The sequence below is a fragment of the Streptomyces sp. GbtcB6 genome (assembly GCF_019091475.1).
Lineage (GTDB): Bacteria > Actinomycetota > Actinomycetes > Streptomycetales > Streptomycetaceae > Streptomyces > Streptomyces hyaluromycini.
This window is the reverse complement of sequence record NZ_JAGXJL010000012.1, coordinates 173,922-198,729: the sequence shown is the minus strand read 5'-3', so window position 1 is coordinate 198,729 and position 24,808 is coordinate 173,922. Positions and strand designations below refer to the sequence as shown.

The window sequence follows — 24,808 nt, the reverse complement described above, 5'->3', positions numbered from 1 at the left end:
AGTCTGCGGTGGGAGGACGTGCACCGTCCTGCGCGTGCCGTGGTGTACGGATTGTTGGAGAGCAAAGACGCGGCCTTAGCGCGGTCGCTGCACGATGAGGGGTGGCGGGGACATCGACTTAAGCCGGTGGGTGTTGCCACGCCTCAGTTCGTTGGTGCGCCGCGTAAGAAGGGGGTGTACACCACGTCGGCTGATGGGTCGGTGTGGTTCGGCTCTCCTGTGCCGGAGATTGCGTCGGTGCTGGTGGCCGCGCTTGCCGGACGGGAGGAGATCGTGTGGGGGGCGACGCGGCTGCGGGTCCGTGGGTTCAGCGTGGACGTCAGTCCGCCAGCTGGGGACGGGCCGGTGGAGTTGGAGACGGCTACGCCTGTCGTGATCAAGTACGAGGGCCGGGACCTGCTTCCCGGGGATGATCACTACGTTGAGGGCCTGGAGCGCAATCTGGCGCACAAGGCCGACGTGCTGGGCCTGCCGGTTCCCCACAGCCTACGGGTGCTGGAATCCGGTCCCAGGCGGCGGTTTGTTGTCGGCGGGGCACCCCGGATCGGGGCCCAGGTCCGCATCGAGCTCGATGCGGATGCCCGGCTGGTGGAGGCATTGCAGTCCTGGGGGCTGGGCTGGGAGACGATCCAGGGCTTCGGGTGGATCCGTTGACCGTCGACGTACCGCTGAGCGCGACGGGGCATCCGTTGCAGCGGGCCGGGGCCTGGGCCGTGGCGGTACTGGCAGGGCGCGAGGCCCCACAGCAGGTCACCGTCTCGGACCTGGACAGCGTGGTGTCGGGCATGGTGGACGATCTGTGCCGGGCAGCAAACGCGCCCAAGGACACTCGCGCCTACGACTGGTGGAAGGTCCTGTACGCGCTGTATCCGAACTCGAAGGCTACGCGCAGTACGCGGCCGCCTGACCCGGTGATGCTCCGGGGCGAGGTTGAGGGACTCTTCGCGCCGGATGCGCCGGACGCAGCTGTCCTGCCGTGCACGTTCTGCGGGGCGGTCGCTGCGACGGTGTGGGGTAAATCCAACCTTCCGCTGTTCGACAGCAGCAGCGCGCTGAACACGCTGCCGCCGGGAGTCGGGGGATGGCCGGTGTGCCGGGGGTGCAGGATCGCCATGTGGGCTCTGCCGTACGGCTCGTGGGTCACTGCGGGGTCGGCGACGGTGCTCTCGTGCGAGAGCGCGATGGCTGAACGCGAGTTCGCGCGGCGCAACGTGCAGCGTGCCCGGCGTATCACGCAGGCCGGTTTCACCGGGCTGCCCGCGGGGGCCCGGCCGGAGTTGGTGGCGTTGATGGCGTTGCGGGATGCCGGCGCGGACTTGTCTGCCACCACGTTGTGGTCGTTCAAGAACGACAACCAAGCGGCTTGGCTAAGGGTGACGCACACCCGGCGTGCGGTGCCGGTGTTCCTGGCGAGGGTGGACGGCAACGCGCCCCTGCGGCGCGGCTGGCATCTGTTCGCGAGGGCTTTGACACGCCGCGATGCACAGGGCCGGGTGACGGCGGGCGGCTCAGCGGAGGCGGCTCGGCTGTTGTTCGAGGCCGAGGACGGCCGGAGCCGGTCGATGCTGCGGGAGTTGTTCGAGCTGCTTCAGGACTCCGACCGCGCCTGGGGTCTGGATGAGCGTGAGGCACTGGCAGGGCTGGCGGCGGTCTACGCCGAGGAGGTTCTTGGAATGGATACGACGGGTCTGGCCGCGGTGGCGGCACTGATTGCCGACTGGATCGAGCGCGGCAGCAGTCCGCGTGGGCGCTACGCCGAGTACCGCAATGCGGCTTTGAGCGATTACAAGCTGGGGGTACTGCTGATGCAGGCGTACTCGCGTCTGCTGCTGGACGGCAGTGGCACCGAGTTGGCGGGGCCGGAGAGCTGGGAGCCGTTGATCAAGCGCCGGCCGCGGGCCTGGGAGCAGCGGATGCTGCTGTTCGCCCAGGTTTCGGTGATGCTCCAGCAGCGCGGTGTGGCGATCGGTGAGAAGTCTTCGGACCTGGAAGAGCAGCGGCAGGTGGAGGAGTTGGAGAACCGGCCGTTGCTCGATGAGGCTTTCGACTACGAGATGGGACCAGTGTGATGGCGTACTTGGCAGGCACGGTGGTGCTCGCGGTGCGGGCGGGTGCCCCGAACAACGGCAAGGGCGAGGAGACCCGGGCCCGTGTCAAGGTCGCCCGGATCAGGGGGCAGGTCTACCCGTATGTCTCCGCGCAGGCCGCCCGCCGGTGGACACGTGACGGCATGGTCGAGCTCGGTTCGATCCCGTCTCCGGTCACCCGGGTGGGCAAGGCGCAGAACAAGGCCCAGAAGGCCAACACGACGGCGGACCCGGTTCGTTACGCCGATGATGATCTGTTCGGGTATATGAGGACGGGGGCGAAGAAGGACGACGCGGCGACCACGCTGCGGGACAGCCCGTTCATGCTGGGCACGCTGCTGTCAGTCGAACCGGTGTATCCGACGGAGGACTGGGGCGTGATGGCCCGTGGGGTGAGCGAGCCGGTGCTGCACGGTCACGAGTTCTACACGGCTGATCTGGCCGCTCCGCTCCTGCTGGATGTGCCGAGGATCGGCACGTTCACCCTGCCGGTCGCCAATGGGGTGGGCCGGGCGAACTACCTCAGCCAGGAGCAGGCGCTTCAGGTCGCCGAGGCCGCAGCTCTCGGGGCCACGACAACGCACTTCCGTGATCAGCCGGCGGTGCGGCTGCCGCTTCAGGAGCGTAGGCGGCGGGCGGCGCTGTTGCTGGAGGCGCTGGCCCAGCTGAGCGGTGGTGCTAAGCAAGCGCTGCACTACGGCGACCGGGTGCCGTCTCTGCTGGTCCTGGTGCCGTTCAAGGGAGGCGTCAACCCGCTGGCCAATGTCGTGGACGGCGGGGACGGAGAAGGCGTGAGGCTGCGCGGTGATGTCCTGCTGCAGGAACTGAGGGCGTGGGAAGGGGAGTGGGAGGCACCGGTCCGTATCGGCTGGCGTCCGGGCTTTCGGGACCAGGCCCGTGCGGACTTCGAGAAGCAGTGCGCCCAGGAGCTGGCCGACGGAACGATCGTGATCGACCACCCCCGGACCATTCTGCGCGGCCTGGCCGGTGAGCTGCGGGAGGGACGGCTGGATTCCTGGTTCGAGGACCCGGCCCGTCCCGCAGCCGAATGACCACGGCGCCAGCGGAGCCGCTGACGGCCTGGCGTGTGCAGTTCCACGCACCCGTCGCGTCCTTCCGCGATCCCCTGTTTCCCGGCGTGACCAGAGGGCTGCCGGTGCCGCCGCCCTCCACGGTGCGCGGGATGCTGGCGGCCGCCACCGGCGCACCGGCTGAGCCGGTGGTGCTGGGTCTGGCGGCATGGTCCGAGGGCGCGGGCCTGGACACCGAGACGTACCACCCCATCGCGGCGGACGGAGCCAGACCCGCTGCGGGCGGCAGAGTGCCAGCCGTCAAGGGCGGCATGACGATCCGCGACCGGCCCTTCCTCGCCCACCTCCACCTGACACTCTGGCTGCCGGATCCCGACGGCAGCCGCCTTACGCGGGCGCTGCGCCGACCCCGCTGGCCGCTTCGCCTGGGCCGGTCGCAGGACCTTGTCCACCTCACCGACATGACGCGTGTGCTGCTCGAACCCACCAAGAAGGCGAGCGTCGACCACGCCCTGGCCCCCCTGGACGGCCACCGCGTCGGCGCGGCCAACGTCTACCGCATGGCCACCACCGTCTCCGCCGACCGGCTCACCACGACCTGGGCCGATTACCTCTGGTGCGACGAGACAACCGGGCGTCGTCCCGTCCACGGCGCCTACCGGGACTCGTCCTGCTCCGGCAAGGAGGACCAAGCCGTATGGCTGCTGCGCCCGTGACACCCACCGGTCCCGCCTCGCGGCGGCGCGGTCTGAGCGAGGTGAGGGCCAAGTCCCGGCCGCGTCACGACCCGGAACGACTGACCGCCCATTCCCGCATAGTGCACGAGACCGTCGCTCAGATCGAAGGGCGCATCGCACACGCCGGCGTCCTGGCCACCGACCCCGCCTTTTGGCCACGGATCCGCCGGGCGGCCCTGCTGCACGACGCCGGCAAGATCGCGGAAGGCTTCCAACGCCAGTTGGAGGCGGGCGGCCAGCCGTGGGGTGAGCGGCACGAGGTCCTCTCCCTGGCCTACGTCGATCTCCTCGCCGCGGCGGCCGGATGGAGCGACACGGACCGGCTGATCGTTGCCACCCTGGTGGCCTCGCACCACCGCCCCTTGCACGCACCGTCCTCGCTCGGCGGAGGCAAAGCAAGCCTGTCGCGCCTGTACAACCAGCACACCCGCTGGGAGGATGCCTTCACCCTCACACCCCACCCCACGGCGCCGGTGGTGCAAGTCCCGCGGGGACTGCACCGAGAGTTCCTCGCCTGGCTCGCCGGGTTCCTCACCCTTGATCCGCCGTCTGTCGTGGCCGGCGAGCCGACCCTGGCCGCACGCGCCCGGACCCTTCTGGAGGAGGTCCTCACCGCCTGGCGGCAGCCGGTCAAACCCCACCACGGCTTGCTCGCCGTGCTCGCCCAGGGCGCCCTCACCCTCGCCGACCACGCCGGGTCAGCCCACACCACCCTCCAGATCCACATGCCACTGCTGACCGACTACCTCGCCCGCCTCCCCTACACCCCGCACCCCCACCAGCGCGACGCAGCAAGCACCGTCGGCCACCTCGTCCTCGCCGCACCCACCGGCAGCGGGAAGACCGAAGCGGGCCTGGCCTGGGCCGCCGCCCAGCTTCCCACGATGCCCGGCCGCCCCCGCCTGGTGTGGACGCTGCCCTACCGGGCCTCGCTCAACGCCACACGCCGCCGCCTCGCACACACCCTCGCCCCCGCACCAGGAGAGACCACAGCCGACATCGGACTGCTGCACGGCACGGTCGCCCAGACCCTCCTCATCGAGGCGCTCCACGACGACTGCGCCACCCCCGCCACGACCGCCGGGAGCACGCCGACGGTGGACGAAGCGCGCAAGGCCCGCGCCCGGGCCGGGGCCATGCGGCTGTTCGCCCAGCGGATCCGTGTCGCCACCCCGCACCAGCTCCTCATCGGCGCGGTCGCCGGACCCGCCTACGCATCCGTTCTGCTGGAACAGGCCAACGCCCTCTTCGTCCTAGACGAGTTGCACGCCTACGAGCCGGAGACCTTCGGCCGCCTGTGCGCGGCCATGCGCCTGTGGGAACGCCTCGGCAGCCGGTTCGCCGTCCTGTCGGCCACCCTCGCCCCACCCATGCTGGCCATGATCGATGAAAGCGTCGAACAGCCGGTGACCCAGCGGCACGCACCCCCGGGCACGGCCCCCGTCCGCCACCGCCTCGTCCTCGACGACCTGCCGCTCACCGAGCCGGACAGTATCGAGCGCCTGCGACAGTGGCTGAAGGACGGGCACAGCGCGCTGGCCGTCACCAACACCGTCGCCGCCGCGCAGGCCCTGTTCGCCGCCCTCGCCGACGACGCCCGCGCCGTCCAGCCCGGCGACCCGCACGCCGCCCTGCTGCTGCACTCCCGGTTCAAAAACCGCGACCGCGACCGTATCGAGCGCCACCTGCTGCACCGTCACCCCGAGCGGACCGACGGTGACAGCGACCGCCGCGGGGGCCTGGTGGTCTCGACCCAGGCCATCGAGGTATCCCTGCAACTCGACTTCGACCGCGGAGCGGTGGAGAACGCCCCCGTCGAAGCCGTGGCGCAGCGAGCCGGCCGGGTCAACCGCCGCGGCCTCCACCCCGACGGCCCGGTCGAATTCCGCGTCCACGCCACCAAGAGCCACCGGCCCTACCAGCAAGGCGCCGTGCAGGCCGCATGGTCCGCCCTGACCACCCTGGCCGCCGAAGGAGCGGACACCCTCAGCGAGCAGGACATCAACCGGCTCCTGGAACTCGCCTACGACACCGAATGGGGCAAGAACTGGGCGCACACAGCCCGCGAGGCCCGAGACGGCTTCACCAGCCAGTTCCTGACCTTCACCGACCCCTTCCACGACCGCAGCGAGTACGCCCACGCCCTGAGTGAACGCTTCGACACCGTCGAAGTCCTCCACCGCGACGACACCGACGACTACCGCCAGCTGGTCAGCGGCCGAACAGGCGACCCCCTGCTGGCCTCCGGGCCCCTCATCCCACTGCGCTACGGCCAACTCCGCGCCTACAACGCCGTCTACGACCAGCGACTCGGTGTCCACCTGATCGACGGCGACTACGACGAGGACACCGGGCTGCACCCGCCGAGTGAGCCGGAGACCATCCTGTGACGCCCAGCCCAGATCGCTACGACGACGGCAACGACGAACCCCTGGGTGGTGTCCACATCAAGTACCTGTGCCACTGCCCCCGCCAGTTGTGGCTGTACATGCGCGGCTACCGCCCCGAAAGCGGCAGCGACCTGGTCGCCTTCGGCGAGGTCGTCGCCGAGACCTCCTTCACCCGCCGCCGCGACGTCGACCTCGGTGAAGCCCGTATCGACTGGGTCACCGCCGGCGCCGTCGTCCACGAGACCAAATCCTCCCGCGCCGCATCGGCCGACCACGACGCCCAAGTACGGCACTACTGCCTGCTGCTGGAACGCCGCGGGATCGCCGTACGCGGCGGCATCGTCCACTACCCGCTCATCCGCCGTACCACCGAAGTCCCCTGGGACGACGACGCCCGCACCCTGGCCGAGGGCACCGAAGAGCAGGCCCGCGCTGTCATCGCCGCCCCCGCGCCCCCCGAGCGCCTGGCTCGTGGCAAGTGCCGCGGATGCTCCTACCACGACTACTGCTGGGGAGCCTGATGCCCGCCGTAGGCCGCACCTACTGGCTGACCGAGCCCTGCCGCATCCGCCGCGAGGACAACAGTGTCCGCATCGAGCGCCCCGGCGGAAGCCCGGTACACATTCCGATCACGGACATCCGCGATCTGATCGCCTTCGACCACGTCGACGTCAACACCTCGGCCCTGTCCCTGCTCAGCCGCCACGGCGTCACCCTGCACGTCCTGGACCACTACGGCAACCACGCAGGCCACTTCGCCCCCGCCGAGTCCATGGCCTCGGCCACCGTCGTACGCCGACAGGTGGATATCACCGCCGACCCACACCAGCGGCTGGCGATCGGCCGGGCACTCGTGCTGGCCGCCGCCGAGAACCTCCGCTGGGCACTGGACACCGACCTGCTCGACCCAGCACTCGAATCCCTCCGCACAGCACTGCCAGGCTGTGCCACCACCGACGCCCTCATGGGCGAGGAAGGCAACTTCCGGCGCACCGCCTGGGCCGTCCTCGACACCCAACTCCCCGCATGGCTCCGCATGAACGGGCGGACCAGGCGCCCGCCGACGAACGCCGGCAACGCCTTCGTCAGCTACCTCAACGCCCTGGTCTACGCCCGCGTACTCACCGCCCTGCGCAGCACCCCACTGCACCCGGCCATCGGCTTCCTGCACGCCGACACCGACCGCCGACGCAACACCCTCGCCCTCGACCTAGCCGAGCCCTTCAAACCCCTCTTCGCCGAACGCCTGCTCAAACGCACCGCCGCCCAAAAACACCTCAAACCCAGCGACTTCGAAACCGATGTCGGCCGAGCAGCCCTCAGCAAGAACGGCCGCAAGAAAATCGCAGCCCTCGTCAAAGAAGAACTCGCGACGACCATCCACCACCGCACCTTGAAACGCCAGGTCAGCTACGACGAACTCATCCACCTCGAAGCTCTCAAGATCGTCCGCCTGTGCCTTGAAGACATCCCGTACAAGCCCTTCCGGCCATGGTGGTGAAAAGCCATCTTCGTCATCCTCGTCTACGACACCGCAGCCGAACGCAACCCACAAGTCCTCAAGACCTGCCGCCAATACCTCCACTGGACCCAGCGCAGCGTCTTCCACGGCGAACTCTCCACCGCCCAATACCGCGCCCTCATCCACGCCCTGAACTCGGCAATCGACCCCACCCACGACAGCATCATCACCTATACGACCCACTCACCCCACATGATCGAGACCTCCACTCTGGGCGTAGCACTCGGAGGCCCAGACGACATCATCTGACCTGCGTGGATACATCACTGGACAGCGGCTGCGAAAGGACCACATGAACCAAGCCATACGCTGCTGTCGCCTGGGACTTTACGCTCGGGTCGTCATCAGCCCGAGAGGGTTCGCAACATATCGACTCCGGGGCGTGGGCTGGTCAGTTGGGGCGTCGTCATCAGCCCGAGAGGGTTCGCAACCCTCCCTGCGGGAGCCTCCCCTGAACATCCCCCGGTGTCGTCATCAGCCCGAGAGGGTTCGCAACAGGAACTGCCGGGCCTGCCACAGATGGGCGGCAACCGGTCGTCATCAGCCCGAGAGGGTTCGCAACGTGCCCGGGATGCCGCCGACCACTGTGGATGGAGACGTCGTCATCAGCCCGAGAGGGTTCGCAACGTGGTCACGTTCACCGCGGCCGGGTCGACGTCGACGGTCGTCATCAGCCCGAGAGGGTTCGCAACACGGGCACGTAGGCGGTCACCGTCTCGGCCAGCGCTTCCAGTCGTCATCAGCCCGAGAGGGTTTGCAACAACCAGGAGTTGCACGTCGTGCACACCAGGAGCAGGGTCGTCATCAGCCCGAGAGGGTTCGCAACACATACACCCAGCTGCACCTGGAGTGGTTCCACGAGGCCGTCATCAGCTCGCGAGGGTTCACAACATGCTCGCCTTCGGCATCACCACCGCGGGCCGCCGGGCCGTCATCGACCGAGAGGGTTCACAACGCTGCCGCAGCCTCCACCGACACAGACACGGCGGGAGCCGTCATCAGCCCATGAGAGTTCGCAACGCGCCGGTGGCGATGACGTACGTGGTCAGCGAGCGATCGAGATCAGCCCACGAGGGGTCGCAACAAGCAGACGCTGTCGGTTCCGCTGACGCAGGAGGTGTCGTCATCAGCCCGAGAGAGTTCACAACATCACGCGCCGTGGGGCGCCGCCGCCTTCCATCCGGGTCGTCATCAGCCCGAGAGGGTTGGCAACGTACCGATGCCCAGCGAGGGCGAGGCGCCGATGACTTCGTCAGCAGCCCAAGAGGGCTGGCGACGCGTGCACGGCCCGCGACACGCCGACGGGGCCGCTGGGTCGATCAGCCCAGGAGGGTTCGCAACTTGATCAGCTCCTGCTGCTCGGCGAAGGTGAAGTCCGGCCGTCATCAGCCAAGAAGGTTCGCAATCCCTTCTCGCCCTGGAGGGCGGTGGGCAGCACAACGCCGTCATCATCAGCCCGAGAGAGTTCGCAACTACGGCTTCAGGACCTGGTCCAGGGGGACCAGCCCAGTCGTCATCAGCCCGAGAGGGGTCGCAACGCGACCAGGTTGGGGGTGTAGGGGATGCCGACGACGAGGCCGTCATCAGCCCACGAGGGTTCGTAACTTCCACTGCATGGTCGCGCCGGCCGGTCCCGTCCACGTCGTCATCAGTCCGAGAGGGTTCGCGACATGTGGATCCAGTCCCGGCACGATATCCCGTCACCCCACCGGCACCAGAACGGCGCCGGGTCCCGGGGGCATCAGCCCGAGAGGGGTCACAACGCTGCCGCAGCCTCCACCGACACAGCGGGAGCCGTCATCAGCCCATGAGGATTCGCAACGCGCCGGTGGCGATGACGTGCGTGGTCAGCGAGCGGTCGACATCAGCCCACGAGGGGTCACAACTAGGGTCCGTCTTCAAACAGATCTCGCCCATAGTCAGCGGGTCCCAGCCGTTCCAGAGCCCTTTGCCGAGCGGGCGTAGGCCGGACTTGCGCCCGGTGCAGAGTGATCGTGAGCGAGGCGACATATTGCCAGCGATCACCTTGCGGCTCATCCTATTGGGAACGACGGTGGCCGTCTGTGGTAGCCATCTATCCCAAAGTGGGAGATATGTATCAGATCGAAGTAACGGAGCACGGCGAGACGTACCGCCCCCGCAGTCTGCGCGGCTATGCAGACACCGAGCAGGCCGAAGAGGCGAGAAGGAGCTTCCTGCTCGACTCCCCGTGGGCTTCTGCCGAAGTCATAGAGCAAGATTCGTGAGGCTGCTGCCCAGCCGATAGTCGGCTGTCGCTGCGTGGACGTCTGTCACGCTTTCGCGTCGCCCCCGGGCAGTTCCTGCATCAGCCGGGCACGGGCGGGGAGTGGGTATGCGGGCCGCGGAGTGGCCTTCACACATGCTGCCGCTCGGCAAAGGGTCGTGGCCCGTCATCGGCGAGTGACTTACTCGTGCGAGCAGGGCACGCGAGTTTCGTCTTCGAAGATCACCGGTTGGTGGATCATGGCGGAGTGATACATCGCCATGAACTCACCGATCGTGAGTGGGAATTACTTGCTCCGCTGATACCGCGGGCAGTGACGGGACGGCCGCGCGTGTCAGACCGGAGGGTCATCAACGGGATGGTCTACAAGATACGGACCGGGATCTCCTGGCGTGACCTGCCCGAACCATACGGGCCGTGGAAGACTGTTTATACGCGCTTTCGCCGCTACGCCCTGGACGGCGTGTTCACCCGAGCTCTCCAGCAGATCCAGGCCGAGGCGGATGCGGTCGGTGACATCAACTGGCTGGTGCTGATCGACTCGACCATCGTCCGCGCCCACCAGCACGCCGCCGCGACGGGACGAAAAGGGGGCAGCACCGACCGGACGAACCGGACGATCACGCCCTCGGCCGATCCCGCGGAGGACTGACCACCAAGGTTCACCTCGCCTGTGACGGCAAGGGCCGCCCGCTCGCGATCCTGCTGACCCCGGGGCAACGCCACGACAGCATCTGCGCACGCCCACTCCTGGAACGCATCCGAGTCCCACGCACAGGACCAGGACGACCACGTTGCCGGCCCGAAGGGGTCATCGCAGACAAGGCCTACAGTTCCCGGGGTTTCCGCGCCTACCTGCGTAAACGCGGCATCGCACACACCATCCCAGAGAAGATCGACCAGCAACGACACCGGCGCAACCGAGGCCGCAGCGGCGGCAGACCACCAGGATTCGACCGAGAGACCTACCGCCAACGCAACATGATCGAACGCTGTTTCAACCGGCTCAAGGGCTTCCGCGGCATCGCCACCAGATACGAAAAGACCGCGACCTCCTACGAAGCGGCGGTCACACTCGCGTCGTTCCTGCTCTGGGCGAGATCTGTTTGAAGACGGACCCTAGTGGTGGTGGACGGGCGGTGTGACCTCCACCGTCGTCATCAGCCCGAGAGGGTTCGAAACAAGAGGTGCATGCGCGGTGCCGGAGGCCGGTTGTCGGCCGTCATCAGCCCACGAGGGCTCGCAACCCGCGCCCGCACAGTATGAGGGTCACGGTCGCTCCGCGCCGTCATCAGCCCACGAGGGTTCGCAACAGCGACCAACGGCCCATGAGTTTGTAATCCATGAACAGTCGTCATCAGCCCGAGACGGATCGCAACGTGGACGACGCCACCCGAGCTACGCTGCCGCAACTGGTCGTCATCAGCCTGAGAGGGTTCGCAACCTCATCTGGTGGTCTCCTCGCTGCTCACCGGGCACTGCCGTTATCAACCCAATAGGTTTCGCAACGCGATCCAATTTCGGCTTCCGGGCGGTTCACCTCGTGTCGCTATCAGCCCGAGAGGGTTCGCAACACGAGCGACTTCGAGCGAGAGTTGGCCGGGACCAACGCCGTCATCGGCCCGAGAGGGTTCACAACTACACCGCGACAGTGAGCGGCGGGCGTTTTACCGTGGCCGTCATCAGCCCAAGAGGGTTCGCAACAGAAGCTCGTCCTCGGTCAGGCCGCCGGGGCAGTGGGTCGTCATCAACCCGAAAGGGTTCGCAACCAGTTCCTCACCTTCGAGGGTCACCCCATGACGCGGGTCGTCATCAGCGAGAGGGTTCGCAACCGCCGTACCGGAGCCGCGCACGCATCCGCGGCCGCCGTCGTCATCAATCCGAGAGGGTTCGCAACGTGTTGTAGGTGCGCTCGTTGATCTGCCGCAGGATGTCGTCATCAACCCGAGAGGGTTCGCAATTAGTGCACGAAGTAGCTGCCGGCGGGCAGGTCGGCCGGTCGTCATCAGCCCACGAGAGTTCGCAACGAGTGGATACGGTCAGCCCTACGGCTGGCGGGGACTTCCGATGGTGGTGCCGCCCTCGTCGTCGTCCGTGGCGCTGTCCCTGCCGTGAGCCAGCGTCGTCCGGAGATCATGGAGAGGCCCGTAAAATGAGTGGCAGCGGCTGACAGCCGACGGCTTCCGTCTCAACCCTCGGCAGCAACCGTCTGTGATCATCGGACCCACGGGAGCAGCTTCGCTAGCACGCCCCACCGAGCCCGCTCAGGGCCATTCCCTGGGGAGAATCTGGGGAGTATGAGCGGCGCTGGGGAGCGCGTGGGGAGAATCGACTGCGTAACCGGGCACGAGCGTGAAAGGGCCAGAAAGACGGATCGGCCCAGGCCAGAGAGGTTCGCAGCAGCATCACCGCAGGTCAGCGCCACCAGGTAGACAACTTCAAGAAGATCTCTTCGCTCCTCCGACTTCGCGTATACCGGCACGCTTCGTAGGCACTCCGCCCCACATGCCGATCCTACGGATCCATGACCAAGATCCGGACCATACGCGGGCCGAAGTCCGCCGACTCCCCCGCGAGCCCCGCATTCGCCCTGGTTAAGGGCACGCAAGGGCTGTACCACCAGCAGACGAAGAACCTGCTGGCGAGCCCCAGTGCCCTTCCGTCAAATTTCTCTGATCATGACTGCCCCCGGATACGGGTGGGCTCCCCGGCGCTCGCGACTTGGGCTGCTTCTGGTCCAGCACGCCCTGCGCACCTGCACGAGAAGCCATCACTCGGGAACTGACGGCCCATCACGAAAGTCAGCATGAAGTCAGCAAGCGTCTGAGCAAACCCGCCCACAGCTGACTGCACCCTCGAATCACCGCACCCACAGGAGAGCAGTGCTTGACCTGGGAAAAGGGCCGTCAGACCGGCAGTCTCGCAGGCATGCGCCTTGACGCCACGAAGAACATCATCCAGGTGTAGGAGACGGCGGCCGTGTAGAAGATGCCGAAGACGGCGACCGCGACCAGGACGGCGGTGGGCGCCGGGGCGCCGTGCACGGGGGCGGCGACGAGCAGGCCCAGCGCTATGCCGATGAGGGTGCCGAGGACCCGGCGGAAGCCCCGTACCAGGGTCTCGCCGCGTGAGGCGGTGTTCACGAAGATCCACCAGGTGGCGCCGACCGCCCAGTACCAGCGCTGGCCGGACACCAGCTGGCCCGCGACCAGCGCGAAGCCCGCGCCCGCGGTCGCCTGGACGGCCTGCCGGGTGGTCACCCGGGCCAGGCCGGTGCCGGCGGGCGGTGCGGGAACCGGTGGCGGGGGCAGGCGGCGCTCGTAGCACCAGAGTCCGAAGCGCACGGCTGCGGCGCTGAGCACGGAGAGCAGGACGGCGGCGTACAGCTCGGGCAGCTGACCAGGGGCGGCGTGCAGGAACTGGGCGACGAAGAAGGTCATGAAGGCGAACACGCCCAGGCTGTGGCCGCGCGGGCCCCAGCGGCGCGCGTAGACGCCCGCGCCGACCACGGAGAGGAAGACCAGGTCGCGGGCGACCGGGACGTCGTGCAGTTCGGCGGCGGCCGCGAGCACCGGCAGGCCCACGGCGGGCAGCAGCGCGGTGGTGACGGCCTGTCCGCGCACCGTGGCGTCCGCGACGGTGAACAGCGCGAGCAGCGCGGCGAGCCCACCGGTGACGGCGCCCGTGAGGGAGTGCCCGGCCAGTCCGCAGACCACGACGGCGAGGCCGATGCCCAGCACGGCCCGCGCGGCGAAGCGCAGCCGCACCCGTCCCGGGTCCGGCGCCGCGAACACCCTCTTCAGCACTGCTTCCCCTCCCGCGGACGGCACGGAAATGGCGCCGCGGGGATCCGCAGCGCCATCGACACACCCATGAGAGCATCGGCGGGGCGACTGGCTCAAGTGACGTCGATTCCGCTGGGCCATTGGTCCGGTCTCGACGGACGCCGTTCAGTAGTCGAAATACCAATGGCGCAGGTCGGCGGGGGGAGCCGGTGAGCCATTGGTACTGTCGTATGTCATGAGCGTGGACGAGCTGGACACCCGCATCCTGCGGCTGCTGCTGGAGCAGCCGCGCACCAGTGTGCGCGAGTACGCCCGGGTCCTCGGGGTGGCCCGGGGCACGCTGCAGGCCCGGCTGGACCGGCTGGACCGGGACGGCGTGATCACGGGGACCGGCCCCTCCCTCTCCCCCGCCGCGCTGGGCCACCCGGTGCTGGCCTTCGTGCACATCGAGGTCACCCAGGGGCATCTGGACGACGTCGGGGACGCGCTGGCCGCCGTACCGGAGATCGTGGAGGCGTTCTCGATCACGGGCGGCGGGGATCTGCTGACCCGGGTGGTGGCGCGGGACAACGCGCATCTGGAGGACGTGATCCAGAAGCTGATCAGCCTGCCGGGCGTGGTGCGCACCCGCACCGAGGTGGCGCTGCGCGAACGCGTTCCGTACCGGCTGCTGCCGCTGGTGGAGTCCATCGGCCGGGCCGCCCGCGCGTAACGGCATCCTGGTCCCATGAGCGAACCCGGCAACCTCTCGGTCATCTTCGACCTCGACGGAACACTCGTGGACAGCGAGCCGAACTACTACGAGGCGACGCGGCAGATGCTGGCCGGGCACGGCGTCACGGACTTCACCTGGGCGGAGCACGAGAGGCTCGTCGGCATCAGCACACTGGAGACGGTGACCCTGCTGCGCGACCGCCACGGGCTGCGGCCCCCGGTGGACGAGTTGCTCGCGGAGACGAACCGGCGCTACCTGGAGCTGGCCCGGACCCGCACGCGCGTGTATCCGGAGATGCGGAAGTTCGTGGAGCTGCTGGCGGCCGAGGGAGTCCCGACGGCGGTGGCCTCCGGTTCCTCCCCCGAGGCGATCGAGGCAGTCCTGGCCGGCACCGGCCTGGGCGCGTATCTGCGAACGGTCGTCTCGGCCGACGAGGTACCGCACGGCAAGCCGGCGCCGGACGTCTTCCTGGAGGCGGCCCGCCGCCTCGGGGCCGACCCGGCCGGCTGCGTGGTCCTGGAGGACGCGGCGCCGGGCGCGGCCGCGGCGCACGCGGCCGGGATGCGCTGCATAGCGATCCCGTACGTCCCCGCGCAGGCCGGTCAGTTCGCCACGGCCGACCTGCTGATCCGTGGTGGTCAGGCGGAGTTCACTGCGCGGGGCGCGTATGAGTGGCTCGCGCGGACGGCTGGGGCCGAAGGTGTCCGAAACCGGCCACTTCCCGAAGGAGCTCATCTAGATTCTTGAGAAGTGCCAGAAGGGAGCGGCAGGTTGGCGGAGGGCAGCACCCACAACAACATCGTGAGCGGCAACGCGACGGCCATCAACGCCGAGTCGATCGGGAACGTGAACGTCAACGTCCACCTGGCGGCTTCGCCCTCGGAGACCGAACCCGTCACACGGGACCGTTGGGTACGCGAGGCCGTCGGTTCCGGCGTCTGGCGCCATGTCCCGGCCGGCCGGGACACTGCGCACCACCGGGAACAGGTCGCAGCCATCACCACGTCGCTGGCCCGCATGCGCGACGAGCTGGAACGGCGCCTGGAACAGGATCCGTGGTGCGATGCGCCGATCGCGAGCACGTTCCTCGGCAACGTCGACTGGCTGCTCGGCGAGCCGCCCCAGCAACAGGCACGGGCGCAGTCCCACGGTCTCGACCTGTATCCGGCCGAGGCCGCCCTCCTCGTGCTGTTCCCCTTCCTCCACCGGGTCCACTCCCTGCGGCGGACGGCACGGCTCATGGAAGTACGTCCCTGGTCGCTGCGCCCCGAGCCCAACGCCGGGCCGTTGAGAAGGGCGTACGAGCTCTTCGCGGAAGAGAACAACGTACTGGTCCAGCGCGCCCTGCGTGACCCGGAGGCCGAACCGCTCGTCGGCTGGTGGATCTGCCACCGCTGGCTCAGCCAGCACGAGGAGTTCGCCGATGCGACGTCGGTCCCCGATCTCCTGCGGGAACTGGGCAGGGGCGCCGAGGAGTTGGACAGGGTGCTCGCGGCCGACCGGCTGGCCGCGCTGTTGCACGGGTTGCGCCGGGGGCCCGATGTCTGTCATCCAGAGTTCCTGAACCTCCTGCCTCCCGACGAACGGGTCCGCTGCGGTCCAGGTCACCAGCAGATCCGCTTCCAGCGGGCCGCTCTGCTCCTGGCCCTGGGCTACAGCATGTCCGCCGAGATGACGACACTGCCTGACATCGTCGCCGAGCATCTCGCCATCCCGCACCCGGTGGACCTGGACGAACTGCGTCGCACGCTCACGGCGGCGGACTGGGGCGGCTCACGCGACCTGCCGGTCCTCCGGGCCGAATGTCATCACGAGGCAGTCGTCGAAGGACTGCGGGAGTACACGGGCCGCGCCGACACCCTGCTGCACGCCGTACGGCGCACCGTGCGCGAACGGGTCAACCAACCCATGCCGGACCTCCCGACCCGGCTGTCCGCCGACGGTGTGGTGCCCCGTGACGGCGCCTTCGACGGGTACGCGAGATTCCGCAGCGACGGGCGTCGTGTCCTCGATCTGGCGATGGGTATCGAGCTGTACAAGGATCGCGATCTCGCCGTCCGGGAGCTGTACCAGAACGCGCTCGACGCCTGCCGTTACCGGCGAGCCCGGCAGGAGTACCTCGACCGCACGACCGGCTCGCACGGCACGCCGTACCCCGGGAGCATCTCCTTCGTCCAGGGCGTCGACGACGACGGTCGGGCCTATCTCGACTGCGTGGACGACGGTATCGGCATGGGCGAGGCCGAACTGCGCGGTGTGTTCTCGCACGCCGGGGCGCGCTTCGCGGAGCAGTTGGAGTTCAAGCTGGAGCGGGCCCGGTGGGAGTCGCTGGACCCGCCGGTGAAGCTGTATCCGAACAGCCGCTTCGGCATCGGCGTGCTGAGCTACTTCATGCTCGCCGACGAGATTCGGGTCACCACGTGCCGGATGGACACCGACGGACTGCCGGGGCCGGTCCTCGATGTGGCGATCTGCGGCCCGGGTCATCTGTTCCGCATCGTGCAGACCGCTGCGCGCGGGCGACAGCCGGGAACACGCGTCCGGCTCTATCTGCGGTCCGATATCGATACGGCGTCCTGGTCCGCCGTCGATGTCCTGGAACGTGTGCTGGCCCTCGCGGAGTTTCCCGTGTCGGCACAGCACGGTGGGCGGACCAGCACCTGGACCGTGGGACAGCTCAAAGAGAGGGATGCCAGGGGCCGGACCGAGAACTTCGGGCTCAACGCCCACGGGCGTCAGGCGTACTGGCCTCGCGACTCCACCGACCCGCAGGTCATCTGGTGCGAACACGGGGGCGCACTGCTGGTGGACGGCCTGCTCGTCGAACCCACGGCACGGGGCGGAGTGCTGTCGCCGAACGACTCCGGCCTTGTGGGCGCCGTGGTCAACCTCCGTGGTGAGTCATCCCCAGCGCGTCTCTCGGTGGACCGCAGGAACGTCGTCGACGATGTGGCATGGCCTGTCCGGGAACTGCTCAGCGCCGCCACGGACGTACTGACCGAAGGCGATGACCGATGGGCCGACTTCGTGTGGCTCTGCAACGTGGCGAAGGGCAGCGCGGTACTGGGCGACATCGTCGCATCCCGGTTCTCCTCAGCGGCACCGGATATGACATACCGAGGTTTGGCCTTCGGCGACGGCCAGGCGGGCTTCTTTCCGGCCGACGTGTCCCTGGTGCCGGGTGACCGGTACACAGACGGTGGCGTGTACGCGCAGCCCGACTGGGCCTTCGTCAACGGCGAGGCCCCGGACCACATCTACCTCTGGCGGGTCCTCGCCCGCCGTCCGCGCGCGGCCTTGCGGACACTGGCCGAGGTGTGCCCGGAGATCGAGAGTGCCGGTCCTGTGCTGACGCCAAGGTTTTCCGACCAATGGCTCCTTCAGTCCCATATCAGTGGCCAGGGGTGGAGCAACGCCAAGGGTCTGGTGGCCATCGCCGAGGCGGCGGCAAGGCTGCACTTGACAGGGCGCGAGGTCGCCGGACGCTTGGCCGTCCTCGGCTTCGACGACAACTCCCCCCGGCACTGGTCGGACAACGCTGAACTCACCATGGGCAACAGCCGCACATTCGAGAACGCCCATGGGCGCTCTCTGACCCGCAGGAATGCCGTCTCATCCGGTGCTCTCATGCACGCGGCTCTGCGCTCCGGAACAGGTGTCACGTCGACCGCCGCGTTCCTGCGCAGCTTCGGCTTTCACATCACGGATGTCGTAGTAGCGCTGAGCGAAGCGGCCGAGAAGGACGATCTACTCCGGGTCGATCCGGCAGACAGGGCCGCGGGATGTCTGGACCCCGACGTGGTGGTTCCCTTGGGCCACATTGCCCAGGCGAGCATCCGGCTCGGACTGCCCGTGAGCGAGGTGTGCAGCAGACTCGCAGCCCATGGTTTTCGGGCCAACGCCGACCGTCTGCCAGCGCATCCGTCCGAGGAGGATCTTCTGCTGCTCAGCGCCGGCGCAGACGGCGAATACCCCTGGCTGGACGACATGCCGACGCCCGCCGGACACGTCTTGGAGGTGGCCGAAAAACTCAAGCTGGAGCCGTCGGAGGTGCTGACACGATTGGCATCCCTCGGGCTCACACCTCCCGCCCCCTTTCCTCCCGACGCCTGTGGTGACGACATCTGGATGCTGTGGGACGAAACCTTCCACGAATGCTTCACACCGCAGCTCCCCCTCCGGTACAGCAGTGTCTTCAGCCAGGTGGAGGACCTGAACGATCTAAGGCACAAGATCGACAGGATGCGGCGCTTCGGTTTCGACCTCCCCTTGAAAATCCCCAGCCGTCCCACCTGGCTGGATCGGGAACTTCTGCAGGAGAACAGCGCCATCGACTGGTGGTACATGGAAGTGGGCCAGGTCGTGCCGTTCAGCCACGTCCTCCTGGCCGCTCGCGAGGTAGGCGCGAGCCCCACCGCGGTAGCCAAACGACTGCAGGCCTGCAACATCCCGACTTCACACGACAGACTCCCGAAGGGTCTCGCCTTCAGCGAAGCCCTGCGACTTCTCCGGGTTGACGACCTGCCTGACGGCGAAGTGCCGGAAGTGAGGCATTTCCCGCTCGAGTATCTGCACAAGACCGCGCTGCGCAAACGCACCGGCATCCCCGAGATCGTCTCGCTCATCCGCCAACTCGGTGTCCCGCTCCCCGACCCCGCCGAAACGATCCGAGCCGCACTCGCTCGGGTCCCCCGCCCCCAACTCCCCTGAGTACGAATCCGATCCGGACCCATTGACGCTCCCCCACCTCACTCATAACGTCTGGGCAGCCCCCCGAACGCCGTCCGTAATTTCGAACAACTTGATCCCTGGAGGAGCCCATGTCCCAGCCCCTCTCCCGAAGGACCCTCCTCCAGGTGTCAGCCCTGATCGCCGCGGCCGGTGGGACCGATGTGGCGGTCGGTGGTGCGTCAGCCGCGGCCGAAGCGGACTGGAAGGTACGGCCGTTCGGGCTCGGTGACGTGGTGCTGGAGCCCGGGCTGTTCGCCGAGAAGCGGGCGTTGGTGCTCGACCACGCGCGCGGCTACGACGTCAACCGGCTGTTGCAGGTGTTCCGGGCCAACGCGGGACTGGACACGGACGGTGCGGTGGCGCCCGGTGGCTGGGAGGGGCTGGACGGGGAGGCCAACGGAAATCTGCGCGGGCACTACACCGGGCACTTCCTGACCATGCTGGCGCAGGCGTACGCGAGCACCGGGGAGGAGGTGTTCGGGGCGAGGATCCGCACCATGGTGGGGGCGTTGGACGAGGTGCGCGAGGCCCTGCGGCAGGAGCCGTCCGTGCTGAGCGTGCCGGGGGTGTTCGGCGGACGGGCCGCCGAGAACGAGCGGGGGTCGTACCGGTACGTCGAGTTGCCGGCCGGCGTGCTCGGGGACACCTCCGCCGTCACTCTGGCCGCCTGGGTGAAACCCGGTCACGAGGACTCCTGGGCACGGGTGTTCGACTTCGGGAACGACACCACCCGGTATCTGTACCTCGCCGTCAGGAACGCGAGCGGGGTGCCCCGGTTCGCGATCACCACCGGGGGCGCGGGCACCGAGCAGGGGCTCGACGGCACCGCCGCGCTGCCCCTCGACCGGTGGAGCCACCTCGCGGTGACGATCGCCGACGGCACCGGCACGCTGTACGTCAACGGCACACCCGTGGCCCGGAACACGGCCATGTCGCTCACCCCGGCCGCCCTCGGCACCCTCGCCGATCACTGGCTCGGCCGCTCCCACTACACCGCCGACCCCGTCTTCGCCGGCGCCTTCGGCGGGTTCGACGTGTGGTCGCGGGCGTTGGGCGGCGACGAGATAGCCGCGCTGCACAGCGCGCCGGCGAGCGGCGACCTGGTGTCGTACGCCTTCGGCGAGACTTCGGGGCCGGGGTTCGCCGACGGGTCGGGGCGCGGCCTCGACGCCGTCCTGCGCCGCACCTGGGGCGGGCCGAGCCACCCCGGGTTCCTCGCGGCCTGTCCGGAGACCCAGTTCATCCTGCTGGAGTCGATGACCGGCAGCGACTACACGAAGGTGTGGGCGCCGTACTACACCGCGCACAAGATCCTGCGGGGGTTGCTGGACGCACATACCGCAACCGGTGACGAGCGGGCTCTGGACCTCGCGTCCGGCATGGGCGACTGGATGTACTCCCGCCTGTCCGTGCTGCCCGCCGCCACGCTCCAGCGGATGTGGGGGATCTTCTCCAGCGGCGAGTTCGGCGGGATCGTGGAGGCGATCTGCGACCTGCACGAGCTCACCGGCAGGGCCGAACACCTCGCGCTGGCCCGGCTGTTCGACCTCGACAGCCTCATCGACGCCTGCGCTGCGGGCACCGACACGCTGGACGGGCTGCACGCCAACCAGCACATCCCGATCTTCACCGGCCTGGTCCGGCTGTACGACGCGACGGGCGAGGATCGCTACCTCACGGCCGCGAAGAACTTCTGGGGCATGGTCGTGCCGCACCGCATGTACGCCATCGGCGGCACCAGTACAGCCGAGTTCTGGAAGGCGCGGGACGTGATCGCCGGAACCATCAGCGCTACCACCGCCGAGAGTTGCTGCGCGTACAACATGCTGAAGCTGAGCCGGGCGCTGTTCTTCCACGAGCAGGATCCGGCGTACCTGGACTACTACGAACGGGCCCTGTACAACCAGGTGCTCGGCTCCAAGCAGGACCGGGCCGATGCTGAGAAGCCGCTGGTCACGTACTTCATCGGGCTGACGCCCGGTCATGTGCGGGACTACACGCCCAAGCAGGGCACGACCTGCTGCGAGGGCACGGGCATGGAGTCCGCCACCAAGTACCAGGACTCGGTGTACTTCGCGGCGGCCGACGGCAGCGCCCTCTACGTCAACCTGTACAGTCCGTCCACGCTGACCTGGGCCGAGAAGGGCGTCACGGTCAGCCAGCGCACCGGTTTTCCCCGGGAACAGGGCAGTACGCTCACCGTCGGCGGGCGGGGACCGGCCCGTTTCGCGCTGCGGTTGCGGGTGCCGGTCTGGGCGACGGCCGGGTTCCGGGTCACGGTGAACGGACGGGCGGTACCCGGAGCTCCGCGGCCGGGCAGCTACTTCGCGGTGTCGCGGACCTGGCGGCCCGGGGACACCGTGCGGGTGTCGATTCCGTTCCGGCTGCGGGTCGAGAAGGCCCTCGACGATCCGTCGGTGCAGGCCCTGTTCTACGGGCCGGTCAGTCTGGTCGGGCGCAACGCCGCCACGGACCACCTGGAGTTGGGGCTGTACCGGAACGCCGGACTCTCCGGTGATCTGCTGCCGTCCCTGACCCCGGTGGCGGGCAGCCCGCTCCATTTCACCCTGGACGGACTGGACGGACTGGACGGAACGGACGGAACGAACGGAACGGAATTCGCCCCCTTCTACGAGGGGACCGAGGATCCGACGCACGCCTACTTCCGCCGTTCGGAGCCGACGGTGGTGTTCGGCGGCCTCGATTCCGGGGTCGCCAACCCGGTCGGGTCCGACGGCGGCTCGCTGCTGGACGAGGTGTGGGCCGCGGCGCCGTTCCGCGACAAGGGGGCGCTGGTGACGCGGGTGGGGTCGGTGGTGGACGCGTGGGTCGCGGACGGGCTGCTGGCACGGGCGGACGGCACCCGGGTGCTGGCCACGGCCCGGGAGGCGTCGTACGCGGCCTGACGCGACAGACGCAGGCGGTCACTCGGAGGGAGCAGTTCGATCAGCCGTTCGCTCCGCCGGTCGTGCGATGCCCGGGATGGCTGCATAGCGTGGCCGTATGACCACGACCTGGGCAAAGCCGCAGCGGCCGGTTACCGAGGACCGCCGATGGAAGGCGCTCGGGGTGTGTCTCGCGGCCGGCTTCATCTCGCTGCTCGACACCTCGATCGTCAATGTGGCGCTGCCCTCGATGGAGCGCGGGCTGGGAGCCACGGAGGCCGCCCAGTCCTGGGTGGTCTCCGGGTACGCCCTGACCTTCGGGCTGGCGCTCGTCCCGGCGGGCCGGCTCGGCGACATGCGCGGGCGACGCCAGGCCTTCCTGGTCGGGCTGGCCCTGTTCACGGTGGCCTCGACGGCCTGCGGGCTCGCCGGGAGCCCCGACCGGCTGGTGGTGTTCCGGCTGATCCAGGGCGCGGCGGCGGGCATGGTCGCGCCGCAGACCTCGGGGCTGATCCAGCAGATGTTCCAGGGCTCCGAACGCGCCAAGGCCTTCGGGCTGCTCGGCAGCGTCATCGGGGTCTCGACGGCGGTCGGTCCGCTGGCCGGCGGTCTGATCATCGACGCCGTCGGCACCGACGACGGCTGGCGCTGGGTGTTCTTCGTCAACCTGCCCATCGGCATCGCCGCGTTCGCCGCGGGTCTGCGGCTGCTGCCCCGGTACCCCGCGTCGGCGGACCGGCGGGAGCGGTTCGACCCGCTCGGGGTGCTGCTCCTCGGCTCCGGTGTGCTCGCGCTGATGCTGCCGCTGGTGCAGGAGCAGCAGTGGACCGGACCGGAGAAGTGGGCGCTGCTGCCGGTGGGCGCGGTGCTGCTGGGCCTGTTCTGGGTGTGGGAGCGGCGGCAGGGCCGGCTCGGACGGGCGCCCCTGGTCGATCTGAGCCTGTTCTCGCAACGGTCCTTCACGCTCGGCGCGCTGATCAGCCTGACCTACTTCGCCGGCTTCACGACGGTCTTCTTCGTGCTTGCCCTGTTCCTGCAGAACGCGGCCGGATACAGCGCGCTGGCCGCCGGAGTCTCGGTGCTGCCCTTCGCGATCGCCTCGGCGGTCGGTGCCGCCCTGGGCGGCCGGCTGGTGGTGCGCCACGGGCGCAAGCTGGTCGTCATCGGTCTCTCCGGGGTGGCGCTGGGGCTGCTCGGGATCATCGCGGTGGTGTGGCTGGTGCCGATGGAGAGCTTCGGGTGGGCCGCGGTGGTGCCGATGGTCATCGGAGGCATCGGCTCCGGCATCACGGTCTCCCCGAACACCACGCTCACCCTCACCCGCGTCCCCGTGAAGCGGGCCGGTGCGGCCGGCGGGGTCCTGCAGACCGGCCAGCGGGTCGGCTCGGCGGCCGGGATCGCGGTGGTGGGCTCGGTGTACTTCGCCCACCTCGCGCACCGCGGCCCGGCCACCGAGGCGCTCCAGCTGGGCCTGCTCACATCCGTCGGGTTCATCCTGGTGGCGCTGGGCCTGGCGGTGGCCGATCTGGGGGAACGGGCGAAGGCGCCGGAGGCGCTGGAAGTGCAGGGGATGCCGGAGGCGCCGCCGGAGAGGCCGGAGGCCGAGAGCCTGGCACCCTAAGCCGCCACCGCCTCCACCACCGAGAGCACGGTCGACGTCGGCACGACCCTGGACAGCTTCAGACCGGCGGACTCGAACAGCGTGGCGAACTCCGCCTCGGTGCGTTCCCGGCCCACCAGGCACGCCATCAGCAGCAGGTCGAGCGCCTTGGCCTGATGGGGTGCGTTGCCCGGCGGGACCACGGCGTCGACGACCAGGATCCGCCCGCCCGGCGCCAGCGCGGCACGGCAGCGGTCGAGGAGGGTCACGCACTGCTCGTCCTCCCAGTCGTGCAGGATCCGCTTGAGCACGATGACGTCGCCCTCCGGTACGGCGGTGAAGAAGTCGCCGGTCTCGGTGGCCCAGCGTCCGGCGGTCCCGGGTGTGTCCAGCCGGTGTCCGGCCAGCACGTGCGGCTGGTCGTACAGGACGCCGTGCAGACCGGGGTGGCGGTCGAGTGCCGCCAGCAGCAGGCCGCCGTGGCCGCCGCCGACGTCGACGACCGTCCCGCTGGGCGGGAAGTCGCAGGCGGCGACGATGGGCTCGTTCTCGGCGTCGGACATCGCGGCCATCCCGCAGTGGAAGACGTCGGCGGTGTCCTCGTCCTGCGCGAAGTAGTCGAAGAACGGCAGCCCGAAGAGGTTCTCGAACGCGGAGGTCCCCTCGCTCACGCAGCGGCTCAGGTCGGCGGTGGGCAGCCACATGCTGCGGTCGGTGTTCATCAGCACGGCCGAGCGGGCCGAGCAGGGTGCGTCGGTGCGCAGCGCGTCACCGGCGGCGGTGAGCCGGAAGCGCCCGCCGGTGTCCTCCTCGAAGACGCCGCGCGTGGCGAGCAGCCGGAGCACCCGGTAGAGGTTCCGCGGGTCGGTGCCGGTGGCCTCGGCCAGTTCGGCCGGGGTGCGGGGGCCGTGGGCCAGGTGATCGGCGACGCCGACGACCGCGGCGGCGCGCAGGGCGGCCGGGAACAGGTAGCCGAGCGATTCGTTGACGAGGAACGCGGACGAGGCACGGGGGTCTACGGCTTCGTCCGGAGCTGCTTCTGGGCACACGGGCGCCTCCAGCGGTGGATGTCCGGGATGT

General features: G+C 69.0%; 16 protein-coding genes, 1 pseudogene and 1 CRISPR repeat array. Of the genes and pseudogenes, 15 read left to right on the top strand and 2 right to left on the bottom strand.

Features of this window, described 5'->3' with window-relative positions; genetic code table 11:
• Window positions 1-174: 174 nt before the first annotated feature.
• From KVT45_RS21975 to KVT45_RS21930, 10 genes are all read left to right on the top strand, one after another.
• Entirely contained in the window at window positions 175-654 is a 480-nt protein-coding gene (locus KVT45_RS21975; protein ID WP_308310838.1) for a CRISPR-associated endoribonuclease Cas6, read from the top strand.
• A complete protein-coding gene (locus KVT45_RS21970) occupies window positions 651-2,069 on the top strand; it encodes a hypothetical protein (protein WP_254647152.1) in 1,419 nt (472 codons plus the stop codon). Before KVT45_RS21975 ends, KVT45_RS21970 begins: the two co-directional genes overlap by 4 nt.
• On the top strand, window positions 2,069-3,139 hold the full coding sequence (cas7i, locus tag KVT45_RS21965) for a type I-B CRISPR-associated protein Cas7/Cst2/DevR (RefSeq protein ID WP_217549969.1): 1,071 nt from the start codon (window positions 2,069-2,071) through the stop codon (window positions 3,137-3,139). Before KVT45_RS21970 ends, cas7i begins: the two co-directional genes overlap by 1 nt.
• A complete protein-coding gene (cas5, locus tag KVT45_RS21960) occupies window positions 3,136-3,834 on the top strand; it encodes a CRISPR-associated protein Cas5 (protein WP_217549967.1) in 699 nt (232 codons plus the stop codon). The genes cas7i and cas5 overlap by 4 nt, the downstream gene beginning before the upstream one ends.
• Window positions 3,816-6,245: a CRISPR-associated helicase Cas3' gene (gene cas3, locus KVT45_RS21955; protein WP_217549965.1), complete on the top strand. Its 2,430-nt coding sequence runs from the start codon at window positions 3,816-3,818 to the stop codon at window positions 6,243-6,245. The genes cas5 and cas3 overlap by 19 nt, the downstream gene beginning before the upstream one ends.
• Window positions 6,242-6,766, top strand: a complete 525-nt coding sequence (locus KVT45_RS21950; protein ID WP_217549963.1) for a CRISPR-associated protein Cas4 — start codon at window positions 6,242-6,244, stop codon at window positions 6,764-6,766. The genes cas3 and KVT45_RS21950 overlap by 4 nt, the downstream gene beginning before the upstream one ends.
• Entirely contained in the window at window positions 6,766-7,746 is a 981-nt protein-coding gene (cas1b, locus tag KVT45_RS21945) for a type I-B CRISPR-associated endonuclease Cas1b (RefSeq protein WP_217549961.1), read from the top strand. Before KVT45_RS21950 ends, cas1b begins: the two co-directional genes overlap by 1 nt.
• A gap of 6 nt (window positions 7,747-7,752) precedes the next feature.
• Window positions 7,753-8,016, top strand: coding sequence for a CRISPR-associated endonuclease Cas2 (gene cas2 / locus KVT45_RS21940; RefSeq protein ID WP_217550171.1), 264 nt, complete (start codon window positions 7,753-7,755; stop codon window positions 8,014-8,016).
• Window positions 8,017-8,104: 88 nt separating this feature from the next.
• Window positions 8,105-9,044: a CRISPR direct-repeat array (repeat unit 29 nt; unit sequence GTCGTCATCAGCCCGAGAGGGTTCGCAAC).
• 816 nt (window positions 9,045-9,860) lie between these two features.
• Entirely contained in the window at window positions 9,861-10,013 is a 153-nt protein-coding gene (locus KVT45_RS21935) for a hypothetical protein (RefSeq protein ID WP_217549959.1), read from the top strand.
• Window positions 10,014-10,262: 249 nt separating this feature from the next.
• A protein-coding gene (locus tag KVT45_RS21930; protein ID WP_308310843.1) for an IS5 family transposase occupies window positions 10,263-11,122 on the top strand; the annotation gives its coding sequence in 2 pieces (ribosomal slippage) (window positions 10,263-10,616 and window positions 10,619-11,122; 858 coding nt in all).
• Between the two features lie 1,832 nt (window positions 11,123-12,954).
• Here KVT45_RS21930 and KVT45_RS21925 read toward each other — a convergent pair.
• Window positions 12,955-13,818 (bottom strand): annotated as a pseudogene (locus KVT45_RS21925) (FUSC family protein); the annotation flags it as partial.
• A gap of 214 nt (window positions 13,819-14,032) precedes the next feature.
• Between KVT45_RS21925 and KVT45_RS21920 the strand changes: the two are divergent.
• The 5 genes from KVT45_RS21920 to KVT45_RS21900 all read left to right on the top strand — a co-directional run bounded on the left by KVT45_RS21920 (window position 14,033) and on the right by KVT45_RS21900 (window position 23,749).
• Window positions 14,033-14,509 carry an Lrp/AsnC family transcriptional regulator gene (locus KVT45_RS21920; protein ID WP_217549957.1) on the top strand — a complete coding sequence of 159 codons (477 nt, stop codon included), beginning with the start codon at window positions 14,033-14,035 and terminating at the stop codon, window positions 14,507-14,509.
• Window positions 14,510-14,524: 15 nt separating this feature from the next.
• Window positions 14,525-15,259, top strand: a complete 735-nt coding sequence (locus tag KVT45_RS21915; protein ID WP_217549955.1) for an HAD family phosphatase — start codon at window positions 14,525-14,527, stop codon at window positions 15,257-15,259.
• Between the two features lie 24 nt (window positions 15,260-15,283).
• The gene (locus KVT45_RS21910; RefSeq protein WP_254647151.1) at window positions 15,284-19,222 is read left to right on the top strand and encodes an ATP-binding protein; all 3,939 of its coding nucleotides are present in this window, start codon (window positions 15,284-15,286) and stop codon (window positions 19,220-19,222) included.
• A gap of 110 nt (window positions 19,223-19,332) precedes the next feature.
• A complete protein-coding gene (locus tag KVT45_RS21905; protein WP_217549954.1) occupies window positions 19,333-22,149 on the top strand; it encodes a beta-L-arabinofuranosidase domain-containing protein in 2,817 nt (938 codons plus the stop codon).
• 97 nt (window positions 22,150-22,246) lie between these two features.
• Entirely contained in the window at window positions 22,247-23,749 is a 1,503-nt protein-coding gene (locus KVT45_RS21900; protein WP_217549953.1) for an MFS transporter, read from the top strand.
• On the opposite strand, the gene KVT45_RS21895 is transcribed toward KVT45_RS21900, so the two are convergent.
• Entirely contained in the window at window positions 23,746-24,777 is a 1,032-nt protein-coding gene (locus KVT45_RS21895; protein ID WP_217549952.1) for a methyltransferase, read from the bottom strand. The genes KVT45_RS21900 and KVT45_RS21895 overlap by 4 nt on opposite strands.
• Window positions 24,778-24,808 lie beyond the last annotated feature (31 nt).